The sequence below is a fragment of the Streptococcus sp. HMSC066F01 genome, from assembly GCF_001837335.1.
GTDB lineage: Bacteria > Bacillota > Bacilli > Lactobacillales > Streptococcaceae > Streptococcus > Streptococcus oralis_S.
In genome coordinates this window covers 1-18,649 of sequence record NZ_KV832062.1, presented here as the reverse complement: position 1 = coordinate 18,649, position 18,649 = coordinate 1, and the positions used below count along the sequence as shown (strand labels likewise).

Sequence of the window (18,649 nt, the reverse complement as noted above, 5' to 3'; positions counted from 1 at the left end):
TTGAAGTCTCACAAAAAAAGGTTTATTATGGTAGCATGGTTTTCTTGTATGAGAGGGGATAGGTCACTGGCCTGTCCCTTTTAGTATTGGAAAGGAGGTTTGCTATGTACAACAAACCTGTCAGACCATCCTTGAAGTCTAAGAAGTGGGAGAAGTTCCGTGATAAGATTATGCGGAAGTTCGACTATCTTTGTCAGGAAAGTTTGAGGTATGGAATTTCAGTAGCAGCTGAAATGGTACATCATATCTTCCCTGTATCTGAATATCCTGAACTTGAATTCGTCGAGTGGAATTGTTTGCCACTAACAAACAAGAAACACAATACGTTTCACGATAGAAAGAATGATAAGATTATCAATCAAGGATTATTTTGGCAAAGAAAGAGAAAAAAGGAATTTGAAGAATTTTATGGATACCCCCCACCTCTTTAAAAATTCATTTTGGCCAGCAGGGTACCGGTGAAGGGAACTTTTTCCAAGTCGGGGGCCTTCAAACAAAAAGGGGGTAAAAACTAAGCGATTTTGACGAAAGGAGGTAGTTTTTGGCTAAACCAATTACAGCAAAGTCGATTAAGTCAAAAGTGGTCAAGCAGATGAAAGACTTGGGCACTTATCGGAAAGAGTTCGAAATGATCATTGACATTTTTGCAGGTATGTTATACCAGTATCAGAAACTTGCTCAAGATTATGCTGACATGGGTTATCCAGTAACAGACACCTACGTCAATAAGGCTGGTGCTGAAAATGAGCGCAAAGTTCCAATCTTGACAGCGATGGAAATTTTGAGAAAAGACATCCTCAGCTACTCTAATCAGTTGATGATGAATCCTAAGTCGCTCGGTGAGGTAGTAGAACAAGAAGGTGATTCAGTTCTTACTGAGGTACTGAAGTTCAAGAACGAAATCAAGAAGAAGCGAGTGACTGGCAATGGGTAATCTTGATAAAGCGAAAGAGTATGCTCGGCACGTCATTTCTCACAGAGAGGAACATTGCGAGGAGAATATTCTTGCTGCTGAAAGGTTCATTCGTGATCTTGAGAATCCAGAATTTGACATGGATGAGGAAATCGTTGATTTCGTTGTTCACTTCATCGAAAACACGATAGTCCATCAGCAGGGCGATGATATGTTTGCGGTGTCTATCCGTAACAAGCCATTACTCTTGCAACCGTGGCAACATTTCGTAGTTGTGAACCTGTTTGGTTTTTACTATAAGGGTACGAATGAGCGCAGGTTCAAAGAAGCGCTTATCATGCTTGCTCGGAAGAATGGTAAAACCTCATTTACTGCTGCAATCGCACTTGCTTATCAGATATTAGACACGGATAGCGGTTCAAAATGCTACATCGTGGCCAACTCAGTTAAGCAAGCGATGGAAGCATTTGGATTCTTGAAGTTCAATGTGGAACGATGGAATGACAAGAACATTCGTATTAAGGATAACAACCAAGAACACTCTATCACTGCTAATTTTGGTATCGAGGGTTCTTTCTTTATCCAGGCACTGGCCAACGATGAAAGCCGTTTGGACTCATTGAACGGTAATGTAATTATCCTAGACGAAGCTCACACGATGAGAAACAGTAAGAAATACGGACTTATGAAGAAAACAATGTCAGCATACCGAAACAGTATGCTTTTTGTTATCTCTACGGCTGGTGATATTCCTACTGGTTTCCTTGCTAACCGTCTGAAATATTGTCAAAAGGTCCTTAAGCAATTGGTCAAGGATGATTCCTTGTTCATGTTTATCTGCAAAGCTGACCAGACGACTGATGGAGACGTGGGCGACTACCTGGACGAGAATGTCCTAAAAAAAGCCAACCCTTCGTGGGGAGTGACGGTGTCGCTCAAGGCTCTGAGAGAAGAAGCCGAACAGGCTATGAACGATCCACAGACAAGAAATGAGTTTTTCAACAAGACTTTGAATGTCTTTACAAACTCTATGAATGCTTACTTCAATCCTGATGAGTTCATAGCTTCAGATAGTCAATACGATTGGACCCTAGAGGAGCTGGCACGTTTACCAATCCAATGGTACGGTGGTGCTGACTTGTCAAGATTGCACGACTTAACCGCTGCTGCTCTCTATGGTGTCTATCATGATGGTGAAAAAGATATTGATATCTGTATCACACACGCTTTCTTCCCTCGCGTCAATGCTCAGAAGAAAGCCAACGATGACGGGATTCCACTCTTTGGGTGGCAGTCTGATGGCTGGCTAACTATGAGCAATACTCCGACCGTTCTCTATGATGATATTGTCAAATGGTTTATCAAGATGAGAGAGAAAGGGTTCAAGATTGCTACTGTCGGAATGGATAGGAAGTTTGGCCGTGAGTTTCTGACGAAGATGAAACAAGCTCGGTTCAAGATGATTGACCAACCTCAGCTTTTTTATCTGAAATCAGAGGGCTTCAGACGGATTGAGTTCAAAGTCAAGAATAAAGAGTTTTACTATCTTCATTCTGATGCTTACGAATACTGTGTGAGTAACGTTAGAGCGATTGAAAAGGTGGATGACGCTGTGCAATATGAAAAATTAGACGGTGACGGTGGTACTGCAAGGATTGACTTGTTTGATGCCAGCGTTTTTGCTTGCATTCAAGCTCTTGCTAATCTTGGTAAGAATCAGAATGTCATGAGCTTCTTTGATTAGGTGGGATATGAAAGATGTTTTTTTACCACTGGATAAGCCTTTCCAGCTAGAGCTATCAATATTAGATCCTAAAGTTAATCCAGAACATTGTAGAATTGGACAGACTGAGAAAGAGATAATCGTTAATAGAAAGGAGGTGAGGAAATATGGGGCTTTTAGATAGATTTTTGAAACGTGGTAAGAGTCGAGGTGGAACGAATGTTATCGCTCATTCAGATTTTGGGCTTTATATTGACGGTGATAGCTATGTGCCTTTAGCCCGTAATCCTGATGTGATTGCAGCGGTCAATAAGATTGCTGACATGGTGTCGAACATGACTATTCACTTGATGGAGAATACTGATAAAGGCGATATCCGAATAAAAGACGGACTGGCTCGCAAGATTGATGTGAATCCATGCGACAACATGACTCGCAAAACTTGGATTTTCAAGATTGTGCGTGACCTATTGCTATTCGGTGACGGAAACTCAGTTCTTCATGTTGAGTATGATCCTGTGAATGATTATATTTTGAACCTGAGACCATTCTCTATGAGTGAAGTTTCCTTCAAAAGTGATGATGTTGGTTATATCGTGAATTATCGTGGTATCGACTACAACCCAAGCGAAATCGTGCACTTTGTAATCAACCCAGATCCAGACAATCCATTTGTAGGGACTGGCTACAGACTTGCTCTGAGGGATATTGTTAGGAATTTAAACCTTGCTACTCAAATCAAAAAAGGCTTTATGAATGGCAAGAACGTTCCTAGCCTGATTGTTAAGGTTGATTCTTCGGATGGAGAATTGGGCACGCAAGAGGGACGAGACAGGGTTGCTAAGAAATATTTAGCAACAAGTCAGGCAGGTGAGCCGTGGATTATTCCTGATGCTTTGTTGAGTGTAGAGCAGGTTAAGCCGCTTAGCTTAAAAGATATCGCTATTAATGAATCTGTTGAAATTGACAAGAAAACAGTTGCTGGGCTTTTGGGAGTTCCAGCTTTTATTTTGGGAGTTGGTAGCTTTGAAAAAGAAGAATACAACAACTTTGTCAATACAACGGTCATGAGCATTGCTACGACGATCACTCAGACCTTAACGAGAGACTTACTCGTTTCAAATAATCGGTATTTCAAACTTAATGCTCGCTCGCTTTATTCGTATGACATTACAGAGTTATCTTCAGTTGCTGAACAGATGACTAAAAGTATGGCAATGCGTCGAAATGAGTGGAGGGATTGGCTTGGGATGCCACCAGATCCTGATATGGATGAGCTCCTTGCTCTTGAAAATTATCTACCGCAAGACAGACTTGGGGACCAGAAGAAACTGAAAGGGGGTGAGGAAGAGAATGAACAAACGGAATAGCTATCGCACTGCTCAGTTTAAAACACGAGAAGAAAGTGAAACTGGTGATTTGATTTTGAGTGGGTACTTTATCAAGTTTGATGAAGTTACTGAATTATGGCCAGGTTACTTTGAAGTGATTAAGCGTGAAGGTGTTGAAAAAGCAATTCAAAACGCTGACATCCGGGCATTGTTTAACCATGATGATAGTTTAGTGCTTGGTCGTACTGGTAACGGGACGGTCATTTTAGGAGTTGATGAAATCGGACTTTACGGTGATATCATCATCAATAAGGATGACCCGCAAGCTGTTGGGGCCTATGCTCGTGTTCAGCGTGGCGATGTGATTGGATGTAGCTTTGGTTTCATCCCAATCAAAATCAATACGGAAGAGCAAGCAGATGGTTCGTACCTGGACACTATCTTAGAATTAGAAATCTTTGAAGTGAGTCCATGTACTTTCCCAGCCTATCCGCAAACGGAAATTGCTGCACGACAGAAAGACTTTGAAAGTCAACAGCGTGCCAATCGTGAAGCGCTGGACAAGCGCAAGAAAGAAATTAAGGAGAAATTTAACCTATGCACAAATCATTGATTTTAGGCGCTCGCATGCGCAACAAAGCAGAAAAAGTGGTAGAACTTGAAGAATCAATCAAAGAATTGAACAAGCGCTCTGAACTTGAAGCGAAGAAATTGGATCAAGCTGGAAATGATGAGGAAGTTTCAGCAGTTGAAAAGAACCTGGAAAATATCCAAAAAGAATTGGATGAAAAATTGGCAGAAAAAGAACAACTTGAAAAGGAAATCGAAGATTTGCAAAATCAAGTTGAAGAATTGAATCGCAAAGCCCCGACTTACCCAAGTCAAGAAAAACGTGGAGGACAGAAATTGGAAAAACGTGACGCAATTGCTAAATACATTCGTACTGGTCAAACTCGTGACATCGTAGGTTTGAAAACTACTGATTCAGGAAGCGCAGCTTTAATCCCTACTGAAGTTTTGCAACCTCATTTTGTTAACAAAACACGTAATCCACTTTTGGATCTTGTTGAACGTGTGAAAGTTAACAGTGGATCTGGTAAATATCCAGTTATCAAGAAAACAGATAGTGTAATGGTTTCAACAGATGAATTGAAATCAAATCCAGAACTCGGAAAACCAGCAATCAGCGAGATTGATTATTCAATCAAGACTTACCGTGGATATGTCCCTGTGTCACAAGAAATGATTGACGACGCAGACTATGACATCATGTCCATTGTTGAAGACGAAGTATTCAATCAAGGTGAAAACACTGAATTGTCATTAGTTACAGCTGTCCTCAAAACAGCTACCCAAGCAGATGCCGCTGGATTTGATGGCATTAAAGACATCTACAACAAGAAGCTTAAATCAATTTACAAAGCAAGCATCGTTGTAACTAAGTCAATGTTTGCCGCACTTGACAAGGTGAAGGACAAAGATGGGCGCTACATGCTTCAAACTGATGTGGCTTCACCTACTGGCTATTCATTTGGTGGGAAAACAATCTACAAAGTAGATGACACAGTGTTTGGAAACGAAGGAGACATGAAATTCTTCATCGGGGATGTCACTGAGTTCGTCAAAGAGTTTGACCGCTCTCAAGTATCCGTTAAATGGGTGAACAATGACATTTACGGACAATTGCTTGGGCTTTTCATCCGCTTGGATGTGAAGAAAGTAGATGAAGAAGCTGGATTCTTCGGAACATACACTGATGTTGTAGCTTAAGGAGGTAGCGTATGAGCTATAAAGTAATCCGTCCTTTCAAGGACTTGGCTGATCCTGAAAAACATGACTATGCTGTTGGCGATATCTTTCCTCGCGAGGGATATGAGCCCACAGATAGCTTTACCAACGGTCTTTTGACTGGTGCTAACACTGCTGGCTCTATCTTCCTTGAGGTTTTGGGAGATGATGAACCTAAGAAACCAGCTCCTGAAACAAAAGACGTTAAGGAAGAGCCCGCAGTTGAGCAGGAAGAAACAGTTGAGGAAACTACTGAAGAGCCTGCTAAGGAAGTTGAGGAGTAAACATGGACGAAGGTCAGCTTTTGGAATTGCTGAAGCTTAAGTTGGGTATTTCAACCGACTTGAGAGACAAGCCGTTAAAAAAAATCATTTCAAGTGTCATCACTGAATTGACCGATAACCTCGGTATCGAGCTTGTTGGTGAGCGTGCTGACCATGAAATGTTTATCGTTGACTATGCTGCTTATCGCTATGAGGGTGGGGTGGATATGCCACGTCACCTTCAATGGCGACTGCATAATTTACAGATAGCATCAAAGAAAGAGGTCAAGAATGTGGAATCATGAAATCAAATTGATCTCTAAAAAAGTCACAGGTAAGGACAAGTTGCTACAACCAATCTCTGAAGATGTTGAAGTTACTCTGTTGTGTCGTAAAAAGAAGGTTACTCGCTCTGAATTTTATCAAGCAAATCAGGCAGGTCTAAAACCGAGCTTGGTCGTTGAGATTCGAAATTTTGAGTATGAGAATCAGGAGTTTGCGAAATTTGAAGGCAAGCAATATCGTATCTTGAAAACCTATCCTATCGATTCTGAAATTTTAGAGTTGACTTTGTCAGAGGTCTTGAAATGAGTAATGACCTTGCTGATTTGATAGCAAAAGAGCTTGCAGCTTACTCTGATGAGGTTACTGAAGAAGTGGATAAGATTGCAGAGCAAGTGGCTGATGAGACTGTGGATGAGTTGAAAGAGACAAGTCCGAAACGGTACGGAAAGTATCGTAGAAGTTGGAAAAAGAAGAAGTTGGCCAATGGCTCTTTTGTTGTGTTTAACGCAGTTGCAAGTCTTACTCACATACTTGAGAACGGACACATTTCAAGAAATGGTGGTCGTGTCGCTGGTATCGTCCATATCAAGCCAGCTGAAGAAAAAGCAATTCAGAACTTTGAAAAGCGTATCAAGGAGATTGGGAAATGAAGCTATCAGACTTTGCTGCTATTTTGGAACAGGCAAACTTGCCTGTCACTTATCGAGCGTTTAAAACTGGGAACGCTCCTGACCTACCTTACCTGGTCTATTATGAATCAAGTCCAGTCATCAATGCAGCTGACAACACGGTTAATCATCAGATTAAGAGCGTGACAGTTGAGCTGGCTTTTGAGAGTAAGGATGAAGATTTGGAAGAACGTCTGGAAGAGCTGTGGACAATCCACGAGCTCTTTTTCGATGTTCAAGAAGAAACATTTATCGAGACTGAAAGACTCTATGTCAAGTCTTACACGGTCTATCTATACTAAGGAGGAATGACATGACTCAAGAAAATAAAGTAACTTTTGGTTTAAAAAATGTTCACGTTGCGCCAATTAAATCAATTGGTGCAGATGGAGTGATTGCTTACGATGAAATTTTCCGCTTTCCTGGAGCAATGGAATTGACATTGGATCCAAAGGGTGAATCAACACCAATCAAAGCAGACGATATCGATTATCACTTCATGAACTCAAACGAAGGGTATGAAGGGAAATTCAAAATCTCTCACATTATTGAAATGTTTGCGACTAAGATTTTGGGTGAAATCAAAGATGCTCAGACAGGTGTTTTGACTGAAAAAGCTGATGCAGAATTCACATCATTTGCCTTGATGTTCGAATTTTCAGGGGACAAGAATAAAACACGTCACGTCCTTTACTATTGTTCAGCGAGCCGTCCAGGAAATGGTTCGAAAACCAAAAATGGGACAAACGTCAATGAGCGTGAACTTGGCTTTAAAGCAAGTCCTCGTCCTCTGGACTCAGTTGTTAAACGTTCTATCACATCAGCTGATAATAAGGAAATTTATGACAACTGGTTCAAGAAAGTCTATGAACCTACTGCGGTTGCAGCTTAAGGAGAAGATCTATGCGTAAAATCGTTTTGGTTGGTAATCAGGAGTATGAGTTGGGGACCAACGGCTATACTCCTATCGCCTACAAGCAACAATTTGGGAAAGATTATTTTCAAGATTTGTTCTCAATGTTGAAAAATCAATCATTCATGAATGAATTGAACAAGCTGGAAAATGACAAAGAGTTGACAGCAACTGATATTGACGTTTCGATGTTATCAGATTTTGATATGACCTTTTTCAACCGTCTTTTTTGGACCTTTGCTAAATCTGCAAATCCTCACATCAAGCCTTATGAACAATTTTTCATGGAAATGGAAGTCTTTCCGATCCAGGAAGTTGGTCCTGTGTTGATGGAAATGCTGAATGCGAGCATGACGACAAAAAAGCACCAGATGAATCAGAATCAGCTAGCGAAGAAATCTTCACAGTAGAATCCTATTTGTCCTGCTGTAAAGAAACTGGTCTGTCTATCGATGATCTAAAGCATATTTCAATCGGAATGGCGCTGGATTATCAGACGGATTATGTGAATTTACGGAGTGAGGACAAAGGTGGCGAACGGAAGGCCACGCAAGCTGATTTTGACAGTTTTTAAAGAAAAATGAGTGCTGAGAGAGCGATTCTGAGACCAAGTTCTTTGGTCTGACTGCATTATCAGTCGTAGAAGTTCTCTCAGTGCTTTTCTATTTTTTTGAGAAAGGAGGAAATATGGCAGGAAATATCAAAGGTATCAAAATTGAAATCGATGGCGACACGCAACCCTTGCAGAAGGCGCTGAAAAATGTCAATAAGGCTGCTACTGATGCAAGTCAGGAGTTGAAACAGATTGATAAGGCCTTGAAGTTTGATACAGGAAACGTAACGCTCCTGACTCAGAAGCAAGAAGTCTTGCAAAAGCAAGTTGCAACGACCAAGGAGAAGCTAGAAACTTTGAGACAAGCTCAGTCTCAGGTGGAACAGCAGTTCAAAAATGGTGATATCGGCGCTGATCAGTACCGAGCTTTTCAACGTGAAGTTGAAACTACCAAGAATGTCCTTAAAGGTTACGAAGGCAAACTTGCTAATGTCAACCAGGCACTTGCTGAGAATGGGAGTGCTACTCAGAACAACAAGAACCAATTAAAAGAATTGCAAAATGAGCAGAAGCAACTGGCTAGCGAGAATGAAAAAGTAGTTAGTTCATTCAAATTGCAAGAAAGTCAGCTAGGAGCTAACGCAAGTGAAGCTGACAAGTTGGCACTTGCTGAGAAAAGGATTGGAGCTCAATCTGATATTGTTGCTCGGCAGATTGAAAATCTAGAAAAGCAATTAGCTCTTACAAAGCAAGAGTATGGTGAAAATTCAGCTGAAGCCAATAAAATGGAAACACAGTTGAATCAAGCTAAAACAGCTTACTCGAATCTCTCTCAAGAGATGAGTAACCTTGGGAATGCTGGCAAACAAGCGAGCGGTTCTCTTAGCGAAACAAACAATCTCTTAAAAGCTGAATTGCTCAATCAATTTTCTGAAAAACTATCAGACATCAGTCAAAAGTTGGTTGATTTTGGGAAGAGTGCTTTGGAAGCTTTTCGTCAAGTTGATGAAGGTATGGACATCATTGTCACTAAAACTGGCGCTGGTGGAAAAGCACTTGAAGACATGCAAAAAATTGCAAATGATATTGCAACGGAGCTACCGACTGACTTTTCAACTGTTGGGAATGCCGTTGGAGAAGTCAACACACAATTTCAATTGACCGGAGAAGCATTGAAAAACGCTTCAGAGGATGTTATCAAATTTTCAGAAATAAATGGTTCTGATGTAACCAATGCGACCATACAATCAAAACAAGCATTGGAAGCTTATGGATTGTCTGTCGAAAATTTATCTGCTGTTTTAGATTCGACCACTTTCGTGGCTCAAGCTACAGGTGTTTCGGTAGATGACCTGATGAAAAAGGCAACTGACGGTGCACCTCAAATTAAGTTGCTAGGTCTAAGTTTTGAAGAAGCGGTCACCCTTATTGGCCAATTGGAGCAACATGGTGTTGATTCATCTGCTGCATTGTCTGGTTTGACAAAGGCTGCAGGAGCTTATGCCAAAAAAGGCAAATCTATGACAGAGGGTTTGAAAGAAACCATCGATTCTATCAAAAATAGTAAGAGTGAGACAGAAGCTCTTAGCACTGCGATGGAAATTTTTGGAGCCAAAAAAGCTCCTCAAATGGTTGACGCAATTAAACGTGGAGCACTAAGTTTTGAAGAATTAGGATATACATCCCAAGTATCAGCTGGACTAGTATCCTCAACATACGAATCTACGCTTGATCCTATTGACAAATTTAAAACAGCTCAAAATTCAGCTACTTTGGCCATGTCTGAACTAGGCGCTGCGATTGCAGAAGTCTTGGCCCCTGTTTTTGAAATGCTAGGGAATATCGTCAAGGGTTTTGCTGAATGGTTTGGTGGCTTACCTGGACCGATTAAAGAGTTTGTAGTGGTTATGGGTACTGTTGTAGCTATTGTAGGTGTAATTGTCCCTATATTTTTAACACTACAAGCGGCTGCAACTGCTTTGGAGATTTCGATTGGTGCAATGATTACAGCTGCTCTCCCAATTATTGGAACAGCTTTAGCGATTGCTGCTGCTGTTGCGGGAGTAGTAATTGCTTTAAAATATCTCTGGGATACAAACGAAGGTTTTCGTGAAGTCGTTACAACCGTTTGGAATGCGATTCTTGAAGTCATCAACACAGTCGTATCAGAAATTTCTAATTTTGTCATGAGTATCTTTGGAACGGTTGTTGCTTGGTGGACGGAGAACCAGGAACTTATTCGAGCAAGTGCTGAGACTGTCTGGAATGCTATCTATACGGTTATAAGCACAATTCTGGAAATTTTAGGTCCACTCATTCAAGCTGGTTGGGATAATATCCAACTTGTCATTACAACAGCTTGGGAAATCATCAAGACCGTTGTTGAGACTGCAATCAATGTTGTCCTTGGTATTATCCAAGCAGTTATGCAGATCATTACTGGTGATTGGTCAGGCGCTTGGGAAACTATCAAGGGAGTATTCTCTACTGTATGGCAAGCTATTCAAAGCATTGTTCAGACTATTTTTTCAGCTATTCAGAGTTACATTTCAAATATCCTCAACGGTATTTCAGGAACTGTATCAAATGTCTGGAACGGCATCAAGGATACTGTATCAAATGTGTTAAATGCTATATCTAGTACTGTATCAAGTGTTTGGGAAGGTATCAAGAGTACCATTTCAGGTGCTATCAATGGGGCAAAAGATGCTGTATCTTCAGCTATTGAAGCTATCAAGGGATTGTTCAACTTCAGCATTAGCTGGCCACATATCCCACTACCTCACTTCTCTGTTAGCGGTTCAGCCAATCCACTCGACTGGTTGAGCCAGGGTGTTCCAAGTATCAGCATCGAATGGTATGCCAAGGGCGGTATCATGACGAAACCAACCATTTTTGGAATGAATGGCAATAACCTCATGGTTGGTGGTGAAGCTGGGAATGAAGCAGTGTTACCACTCAATGACAAAACACTTGGTGCTATCGGTCGAGGTATTGCTCAGACTATGGGTGGAACTTCACCGACAATTAACATTACCATTAGTGGTAATACTATCAGAGAAGAAGCTGACATCATTCGTATTGCTGATGAGGTAGCGCAGAGGATTGCTGACGAGTTGCAACGTAAGACACAATTGAGAGGAGGGATTACATGATAAAGCATAATGAGCTTGTGATTGACGGTGTGAGAACATCGTCTTTTCCGTTTAAAGTCATTGTCCATGATTCTCCTTCAATTGCTCTGGGAGAGAGCAAGACAGCTCTTTTGGAGCATGGTGGTATCAGTGGAGCAATTGTTCAGACGAACAAGCATAGGGAACTAGTCAAGAAAACTTATACCATTTACTTAGTCAAACCTACTGAAGAACAGATGAATCAATTTATGAGTCTGTTTATCCGTGAAAAGTTCTGGCTAGAGAGTGAGCGAGTCAAAACAACTCGTCTTTGGTGCTATAAGGTCAATGTGAGTGACCTTGAAGAAGTGCAACCTTGTCTTTACATGACCAAAGCAACCTTCACTTGTCACCCTACCAAACACTTCAAAGTCACTGATACACAGAGATTGACAAGAAGTGGGACCTTGACCGTTCAAGGTTCTGCTCTTGCCTTTCCTAAAATCACAATCGTTGGTCAGAGCGCTTCTGAGACTTCGTTTACAATCGCTGGTCAGGTCATTAGGCTTGAAAAGCTCTCAGAATCGCTTGTGATGGTCAATAATCCTGACAATCCAAGTTTTAAAACGACAACAGGGAAGCCAGTGAAATGGTCGGGGGATTTTATCACAGTTGATCCAGCGAAAGTGAAGAATGTTGGGGTTGTTTTGGGACCAGGTATTCAATCGCTTGAAATCGAAACGGTTTGGGGGTGGGCATAATTGCTTTATCTACTTAATAAAGATGTGAGAACCGTTCGGTGGAATGGGGAGCCACTTCATGAATCGACTTCGGCGATTGTTAAAGAGACGATGAATGGCGATTTCACCTTAACTGTGAAATATCCCATTTCCGACTCTGGTATTTATCAGCTCATCAAAGAAGATATGCTGATAAAAGCGCCGACTCCTGTTCTTGGTGCGCAGCTATTTCGTATCAAGAAACCTGTTGAGCACAATGACCATCTTGAAATCACAGCCTATCACATTTCAGACGATGTGATGCAACGTTCTATCACGCCAATGAGCGTGACTAGTCAGAGCTGTGGCATTGCTCTTTCTCGCATGGTTCAAAACACCAAAACTGCTTTGGGGGATTTTTCTTTCAATAGCGATATCCAGGATCGTAGGACCTTCAATACGACTGAAACAGAAACTCTGTACTCTGTATTGCTGGACGGTAAGCACAGCATTGTTGGTACATGGGAAGGCGAGCTGGTTCGTGATAACTTTGCAATGACTATCAAGAAGAGTCGTGGTGAGAATCGTGGTGTTGTTATTACAACGCACAAAAATCTGAAAGATTATCAACGCACAAGAAATAGTCAGAATGTTGTCACAAGAATTCATGCAAAGTCGACGTTTAAGCCTGAAGGCTCTGAAAAAGAAACAACTCTCAGAGTGACTGTAGATAGTCCTCTTATCAACTCATACCCTTATATCAATGAAAAAGAGTATGAGAACAACAATGCAAAATCTGTTGAAGAGTTGCATAAGTGGGCACAGGCTAAGTTCTCAAATGAGGGCATTGACAAGGTCTCTGACGCTATCAAGATTGAAGCTTATGAACTTGATGGCCAAGTGGTTCACATGGGTGACACAGTTAACCTTAAGAGTCGGAAGCACAATGTCGATTCATTAAAGAAAGCTATTGCTTATGAGTTCGATGCCTTGAAAGAAGAGTACATCTCTCTGACTTTCGATGATAAGGCAGGCACTGGTGGTTCTAGAGCCTCTGGTGGGCTATCTAGCGCAGCCGATACAATTCTTGGAGTGACAGAATCAGCTCAAGAAATTGCCCTTGAAAAAGCTCTTCAAAATGCTGACTTAGACTTTGATCATAAGGCTGGATTGCTTAGACAGGAAATTTCTGACGGTATTGAACTGGCCAAAGCCAGAACTGAAGAAGTCAAGAGAGAACTGTCTGACAATATCGACCAGCGGTTTAGCAGTTTTGATAATGCTTCGATACAAGAAGCTAAGCGTAAGGCTGAAGAAGCCTTACAAAAGGTCGGAGCAAATACTTTGCTTGCTCAGGAAGCGAAGCGAATTAGTGAACAACTGAGAAGACAGCTTGATAATAAGGCTGACCTCGTCGAATTTCAGCGAGTAAAAGAAACCAATCAGCTCTATGAGCGGATAATTGGTAGAAGTGAGTCTGACATCGCTGAGAAAGTCGCTCGCATGGCCTTAACAAATCAATTGTTTCAGGTTGAAGTTGGTAAGTATGCCAACGCTGGCGGTCCGAATATGCTCCGAAATTCGAGGGCAGATGATGGCCTGAAATACTGGACGGAAGCGAATGGTCGTTTGGGTTTTACGTCGCACGGTTACTACTTCAATGGCCAAAAACGCATGTTTGAGTTGAGACCAGGCGCAGTTGTTAAAAGCCCACGGTTCATTATCAAGCGAAATACTGATTATACGTTGAATATTTTAGGGTTTGACAACAACTCAAAATATTTTAGAGTTTATATTAGTAAACGCGTAAAAGGCTCTAATAGTGATTTTCAAGAGAGGCTACTGATATTCAATGGTCAGCCTAAAAGGGTTGATGGTCCAGTTTTTGATAATACGAAAGCGATCAAAAAGTCCATTACATTCAACGTCGGTGAATTCGATGAATGTTATCTGCAATTCGAGTACGACAGTAACAATCCTAACAAATGGGGCGGCTTCTTCATGACAGAACTTGATTTCTATGAAGGTACGACTGACCGACGCTGGCAACCAGCTCCCGAAGATGCGACTCTTGAGACAGACAAGACACTTGAAGCAACGCAGACTAAAATGGCCCTACTTCAAGGTTCATTTGCATTCCAAAATTTGACAAGCGCTGGAGCTATCGCTTCACAAATCAACGCAACGAATAATGATGCTTTGATTGAAGCCGAAAAAATTCGATTGAAAGGTAAGACGCTTGCTGATCAATTTACGGCCATTGATGGCTACTTCAAGCGATTGTTTGTGGGTGAAGGTAATTTTGCTAAGCTGAACGCTGAGATTATTGGAGCGAATACTATCACAGCAGACAAGCTAGTGATGGACCAGGCCATGGCCAGACGATTTGTCTCAAGCGACATCTTCACAGATACGCTTGCGGCTAAGGAAGCCTTCATCAATAAATTAAGGTCGGTAGTAGTATCTGCGACCTTGCTCGAAGGCTACAAAGGGGTAATCGGTGGATTCCAGCTCGGTACACATGAAAAAGATCCATCTGTATACTGGTTAACGGGTAGAGACCAATTTTCTGTTGGCATGAGTAATGGTTATGGTAAATGGTCGCAAACGGCATTATGGGTGAATTGGGGCAGTGATTGGAATGCTCCTGGATCACTTGCTTGGTTCGTGAAAAGATCTGGCGAAATGTACTGTTATAATCGAGCGTATTTTTGGAATACACCAACTGTAAATGGCAACTTGCGTGTTACAGGCGAAATCTACTACAACAATGAGAACTCAGGAAAATCTGGTTACTGGATTTACTCTCCCCAATACAAGCAAATCTTTAGCGAAAATGGCTATATGTATTTTATTTGGAGTGGTGGCGGTTCTAGTTGGATTCCGATGAACAAGGAAATTTCTGACCGTCGCTACAAATCAAATATCGAAGCTAGTACAGTTTCTGGTCTCGATGTAATCGAAAACTTGAAGACGTATAGTTATCGTAAGGAATACGATGGGAAAATAGAAGACATCGCTTGCGGTATCATGGCTCAAGATGTCCAGGAATATGCTCCTGAAGCGTTCTTTGAGAATCCAGATGGCGCATATTCTTACAACACATTTGCTCTTGTACCTTATCTTATAAAGGCCATTCAGGAGCTCAATCAAAAAATAGAAAAATTGGAGAAAACAGCATGAACGAACAAGATAAGCAAATCAGCACTTTAACAATTAAATCACTAAGCGAGCGAGTCAGTAACGAAGCCACTCAATCGGCTACGCTCGAAGCCCTCTACACAGTAACTGCGATGGAGCTCGAGCAGATGAAACGAATCATTGAATCTGACGAAGAGCTCAAAGCGAAATTTGAAGAAGCGAAAGGAAAAATGACAAATGGCAATCAATAACTATAAACTTGTAGGCAAGCCTTACACACGAGGCTTAGGCGAAAACACGGTTACAGTCGTTGAAATTCGTCTTTCAGAAGGCAATCGATACAGTACGAATATGCGTGAGCTTGCAGGAGACCGGACGAATGAGCAAGAAGACGTCTTGATTCAGGCAGTGCTGGATATCATCAAAGCAGAGCTTGACCCAGGATCCGCAATTGTGAAGGCGCAAGCTGAGATTAAGCAAGCAGTACAGACTCTTGCGAAAACAAATACAGACTTGACTGCTAACATAGAGAACCTTGATAACGTCTCAGCAATTACTGAGGTTCTCATTGCTTTGGCGATTGGCCAAAACGGTGGGATGCCAACTAATACTTATAGCAAGGTTGCGCAGTTCATCAAGCCTCTTGTAAAAGACCGTCGCTATACGAACGACGACATCGTATCGATGCCTTATCCGTACGATACGAATCCGAAGTGGCCAAAAGAAACACCAACCATCCTAAAATTCCAAATGCAACCATCTGAAGGCTACACCTGGAAAGAGCAACCTCTTGCTGAAATGTTGCAGAAGGGTATTCTGACTGTGGTCATGCCACGGATTGAATAGAGGGAGGTTATATGCCAATTGAAGAAGCTGAAAGAATCGCTCAAAGCCAGGTAGCTTGGGCGATTTTGTTTATCTTGCTCTTCTTTATCATCATTCGATATCTTATCAAGACTTCGGATAAGCGAGAGAAGAAGATTATGGATATGCATGAGCAATCAAAAGCCGACTCTAACAGACGAGAAGAGCGTTTGATGACTCATCTTGAAAAGACAACGACAGAATTAACCACAATTACACACACGGTCGGAGACATTCAGAAAGAAATGGTCCGCATGAACGACCGCATGGACGAAATTGAAAAAGGAGAATAAAACATGCAACAAATCAATGAAATTATCGCAAATGGAGCTATCAGCATCCTTGTTATTTTGGCGGGCATCGCAGTCAAGGCAGTCAAAGACTACCTTATCCAAAAAGGCGGCGAAAAGACTGTCAAGATCGTTGAAATCTTGGCCAAGAATGCGGTCAATGCTGTGGAGCAGGTCGCAGCCGAAACTGGCTACAAAGGCGAAGAAAAGCTGGAGCAAGCACGCACTAAAATCCGTGCTGAGCTTACCAAATACAACATCAGTATGACTGATAAAGACTTAGACACATTTGTCGAGTCAGCGGTCAAGCAAATGAACGAAGCCTGGAAAGGGGAGTAATCATGGATATTGATACAAGTAGACTAAGAACCGACCTTCCACAAGTTGGGGAACAACCATACAGACAAATTCATGCTCATTCAACAGGAAACCCGAACTCAACGGCACAAAATGAAGCAGACTACCACATGCGCCGTCCTGTTGATTCAGGATTTTTCTCACACGTTGTAGGTAACGGCCGTGTGATGCAGACCTGGTATACAGACATGGGGGCATACGACGTAGGAGGTGGCTGGAACGTTGAAGGATACGGCCAAGTTGAGTTGATTGAGAGCCATAGCACAAAAGAAGAGTTCATGCGCGATTACAAGCTCTACGTTGAGCTTTTGCGGAACCTCGCTGATGAAGCTGGAATTCCGAAAACGCTGGACTCTGACAGTCTAGCAGGAATCAAGACACATCAGTATTGCACATACAATCAACCTCGAAACTACTCAGACCATGTGGATCCATACCCTTATTTAGCCAAATGGGGTATCAGTCGTGAGCAATTCAAGAAAGACATCGAAGGCGGTCTATCTGAAGCAGGCTGGAAACGCAACGGCACAGGATGGTGGTGGGAAGAGTCAGATGGTTCTTATCCTACGAACTCATGGAAGCAAATCAACAACGAATGGTTCTACTTTGATGATCGTGGTTATTGCTTAATCAATCGTTGGTTCAACGATGGGAAGGATTGGTTCTACCTTGATAAACGTGGCGCAATGGTCACAGGATGGATGTTCCTCAACCATCGATGGTATTTCTTCAAATCAGACGGTCGCATGGCCACTGGATGGGTTAAATACCGAGAAACCTGGTACTTTATGGAAGAAAAAGACGGGTACATGTTATCTAAACAGTTCATTAAGTCAGGCGATGGCTGGTACTATTTGAAGGCGAACGGTGAACTACACACGGATCCTGAATTCAAAACCGAACCAGATGGTCTTATCACAGTAGTTGATAAACCGAAAGAAGAAAAATAAAAACAGAAAGGACTTTCAAATTAGATTACACCAACCGCAGGCTCAGGCTTGCGGTTTTTTTGTTTACTCAAAATAGAAAAAACAGTGATGGTGCTCACTGTTTTTCTTGTAGTGTATGGGCGTAAGAAGTCATGCTGATAGCGTGTTTTAAACGCATGTTCATAATATCTGATACACCGTTTTTATACTTATCTACTGCCTGAATAGATACGCCACAGTTTTTGCTGATCGCATAGGCTGTGGCGTTGTCTAAAAGCCAGCGGATAGCTTTAATATCTACTGACATATATTACCTCATAAAATACCAAACTGCAAATAGGAGTAGAAGAAGTCCAATAATAAATTCAACTTTTTCACGCTTGGTGGTTTTTCTAATTTTTAGATTTACTTTCATTGTTTTTCCTGTTATAATTTAAGTACACCCCCGAAGGGGTGGATAGTGATTTCTCACTATCCAAATTCGATGTGCCATTCAAAGCTGATTATAAATAAGTTTATTTTGACTACTAGCTTATTTGTTTTTACTTTGAGTGGCTTCTTTTTGAACTTAAACATTTTGTTTTCCTTTCTACTAGTTTCCTTGTCTAAGGTTTCCTCCTTAACCTTATGTATCTATTATACAACTAAAGTTGTATAATGTCAATAGTTTTGATGAAGTTTTTTTAAATTTTTTTCAAAAGAATAGACCTTGTCCAGAGGTCGGGGAGTTGGAGGGGACACCCTCCAAGAGCGTTGATTTAATAAGATTTTATTTTACCTTTTTCATAATAATCTCCCT

General features: G+C 41.5%; 22 protein-coding genes. 21 read left to right on the top strand and 1 reads right to left on the bottom strand.

All coding sequences use genetic code 11. The features are described 5' to 3' along the window. Window positions 1-104 precede the first annotated feature (104 nt). The 21 genes from HMPREF2655_RS00110 to HMPREF2655_RS00010 all read left to right on the top strand — a co-directional run bounded on the left by HMPREF2655_RS00110 (window position 105) and on the right by HMPREF2655_RS00010 (window position 17,871). Window positions 105-431, top strand: coding sequence for an endonuclease (locus HMPREF2655_RS00110; RefSeq protein ID WP_070837074.1), 327 nt, complete (start codon window positions 105-107; stop codon window positions 429-431). A 110-nt stretch (window positions 432-541) separates the two neighbouring features. Then, entirely contained in the window at window positions 542-934 is a 393-nt protein-coding gene (locus HMPREF2655_RS00105; RefSeq protein WP_033585096.1) for a P27 family phage terminase small subunit, read from the top strand. Next, complete coding sequence (locus HMPREF2655_RS00100) at window positions 927-2,657, top strand: terminase large subunit (protein ID WP_070837072.1); 1,731 nt, start codon at window positions 927-929, stop codon at window positions 2,655-2,657. Before HMPREF2655_RS00105 ends, HMPREF2655_RS00100 begins: the two co-directional genes overlap by 8 nt. A 146-nt stretch (window positions 2,658-2,803) precedes the next feature. Then, window positions 2,804-4,006, top strand: a complete 1,203-nt coding sequence (locus HMPREF2655_RS00095) for a phage portal protein (RefSeq protein WP_070837070.1) — start codon at window positions 2,804-2,806, stop codon at window positions 4,004-4,006. Continuing rightward, window positions 3,990-4,580: an HK97 family phage prohead protease gene (locus HMPREF2655_RS00090; RefSeq protein WP_033585101.1), complete on the top strand. Its 591-nt coding sequence runs from the start codon at window positions 3,990-3,992 to the stop codon at window positions 4,578-4,580. The genes HMPREF2655_RS00095 and HMPREF2655_RS00090 overlap by 17 nt, the downstream gene beginning before the upstream one ends. Further along, entirely contained in the window at window positions 4,565-5,737 is a 1,173-nt protein-coding gene (locus HMPREF2655_RS00085) for a phage major capsid protein (RefSeq protein WP_070837068.1), read from the top strand. The genes HMPREF2655_RS00090 and HMPREF2655_RS00085 overlap by 16 nt, the downstream gene beginning before the upstream one ends. Before the next feature lie 11 nt (window positions 5,738-5,748). Then, window positions 5,749-6,039 carry a hypothetical protein gene (locus tag HMPREF2655_RS00080; RefSeq protein ID WP_070837066.1) on the top strand — a complete coding sequence of 97 codons (291 nt, stop codon included), beginning with the start codon at window positions 5,749-5,751 and terminating at the stop codon, window positions 6,037-6,039. Window positions 6,040-6,041: 2 nt separating this feature from the next. Next, window positions 6,042-6,323, top strand: a complete 282-nt coding sequence (locus HMPREF2655_RS00075) for a phage head-tail connector protein (RefSeq protein ID WP_042902961.1) — start codon at window positions 6,042-6,044, stop codon at window positions 6,321-6,323. Next, the gene (locus tag HMPREF2655_RS00070) at window positions 6,310-6,609 is read left to right on the top strand and encodes a phage head closure protein (RefSeq protein WP_070837064.1); all 300 of its coding nucleotides are present in this window, start codon (window positions 6,310-6,312) and stop codon (window positions 6,607-6,609) included. The genes HMPREF2655_RS00075 and HMPREF2655_RS00070 overlap by 14 nt, the downstream gene beginning before the upstream one ends. Further along, window positions 6,606-6,953, top strand: coding sequence for an HK97 gp10 family phage protein (locus HMPREF2655_RS00065; RefSeq protein WP_070837062.1), 348 nt, complete (start codon window positions 6,606-6,608; stop codon window positions 6,951-6,953). Before HMPREF2655_RS00070 ends, HMPREF2655_RS00065 begins: the two co-directional genes overlap by 4 nt. Continuing rightward, window positions 6,950-7,273: a hypothetical protein gene (locus HMPREF2655_RS00060; RefSeq protein WP_070837060.1), complete on the top strand. Its 324-nt coding sequence runs from the start codon at window positions 6,950-6,952 to the stop codon at window positions 7,271-7,273. Before HMPREF2655_RS00065 ends, HMPREF2655_RS00060 begins: the two co-directional genes overlap by 4 nt. A gap of 11 nt (window positions 7,274-7,284) precedes the next feature. Then, window positions 7,285-7,863 carry a major tail protein gene (locus HMPREF2655_RS00055; protein WP_015997064.1) on the top strand — a complete coding sequence of 193 codons (579 nt, stop codon included), beginning with the start codon at window positions 7,285-7,287 and terminating at the stop codon, window positions 7,861-7,863. 11 nt (window positions 7,864-7,874) lie between these two features. Beyond that, a complete protein-coding gene (locus HMPREF2655_RS00050; RefSeq protein WP_070837058.1) occupies window positions 7,875-8,294 on the top strand; it encodes a hypothetical protein in 420 nt (139 codons plus the stop codon). A gap of 277 nt (window positions 8,295-8,571) precedes the next feature. Then, window positions 8,572-11,592: a phage tail tape measure protein gene (locus HMPREF2655_RS00045; RefSeq protein WP_070837056.1), complete on the top strand. Its 3,021-nt coding sequence runs from the start codon at window positions 8,572-8,574 to the stop codon at window positions 11,590-11,592. Further along, window positions 11,589-12,311, top strand: a complete 723-nt coding sequence (locus tag HMPREF2655_RS00040; protein ID WP_070837054.1) for a phage tail protein — start codon at window positions 11,589-11,591, stop codon at window positions 12,309-12,311. The genes HMPREF2655_RS00045 and HMPREF2655_RS00040 overlap by 4 nt, the downstream gene beginning before the upstream one ends. After that, window positions 12,312-15,452, top strand: coding sequence for a phage tail spike protein (locus tag HMPREF2655_RS00035; RefSeq protein WP_070837052.1), 3,141 nt, complete (start codon window positions 12,312-12,314; stop codon window positions 15,450-15,452). It begins immediately after the preceding gene. Further along, window positions 15,449-15,661 (top strand): hypothetical protein, encoded by a 213-nt coding sequence (locus HMPREF2655_RS00030; protein WP_070837050.1) that lies wholly within the window; start codon window positions 15,449-15,451, stop codon window positions 15,659-15,661. Before HMPREF2655_RS00035 ends, HMPREF2655_RS00030 begins: the two co-directional genes overlap by 4 nt. After that, entirely contained in the window at window positions 15,648-16,256 is a 609-nt protein-coding gene (locus HMPREF2655_RS00025) for a hypothetical protein (RefSeq protein WP_070837048.1), read from the top strand. Before HMPREF2655_RS00030 ends, HMPREF2655_RS00025 begins: the two co-directional genes overlap by 14 nt. An 11-nt stretch (window positions 16,257-16,267) precedes the next feature. After that, complete coding sequence (locus HMPREF2655_RS00020; protein ID WP_070837046.1) at window positions 16,268-16,567, top strand: hypothetical protein; 300 nt, start codon at window positions 16,268-16,270, stop codon at window positions 16,565-16,567. Window positions 16,568-16,570: 3 nt separating this feature from the next. Continuing rightward, entirely contained in the window at window positions 16,571-16,903 is a 333-nt protein-coding gene (locus HMPREF2655_RS00015; protein ID WP_070837043.1) for a phage holin, read from the top strand. A 2-nt stretch (window positions 16,904-16,905) separates the two neighbouring features. After that, window positions 16,906-17,871: an N-acetylmuramoyl-L-alanine amidase family protein gene (locus HMPREF2655_RS00010; RefSeq protein WP_070837041.1), complete on the top strand. Its 966-nt coding sequence runs from the start codon at window positions 16,906-16,908 to the stop codon at window positions 17,869-17,871. Between the two features lie 94 nt (window positions 17,872-17,965). Here HMPREF2655_RS00010 and HMPREF2655_RS00005 read toward each other — a convergent pair whose 3' ends face one another. Continuing rightward, complete coding sequence (locus HMPREF2655_RS00005) at window positions 17,966-18,157, bottom strand: hypothetical protein (protein ID WP_000109864.1); 192 nt, start codon at window positions 18,155-18,157, stop codon at window positions 17,966-17,968. Between the last annotated feature and the right edge of the window lie 492 nt (window positions 18,158-18,649).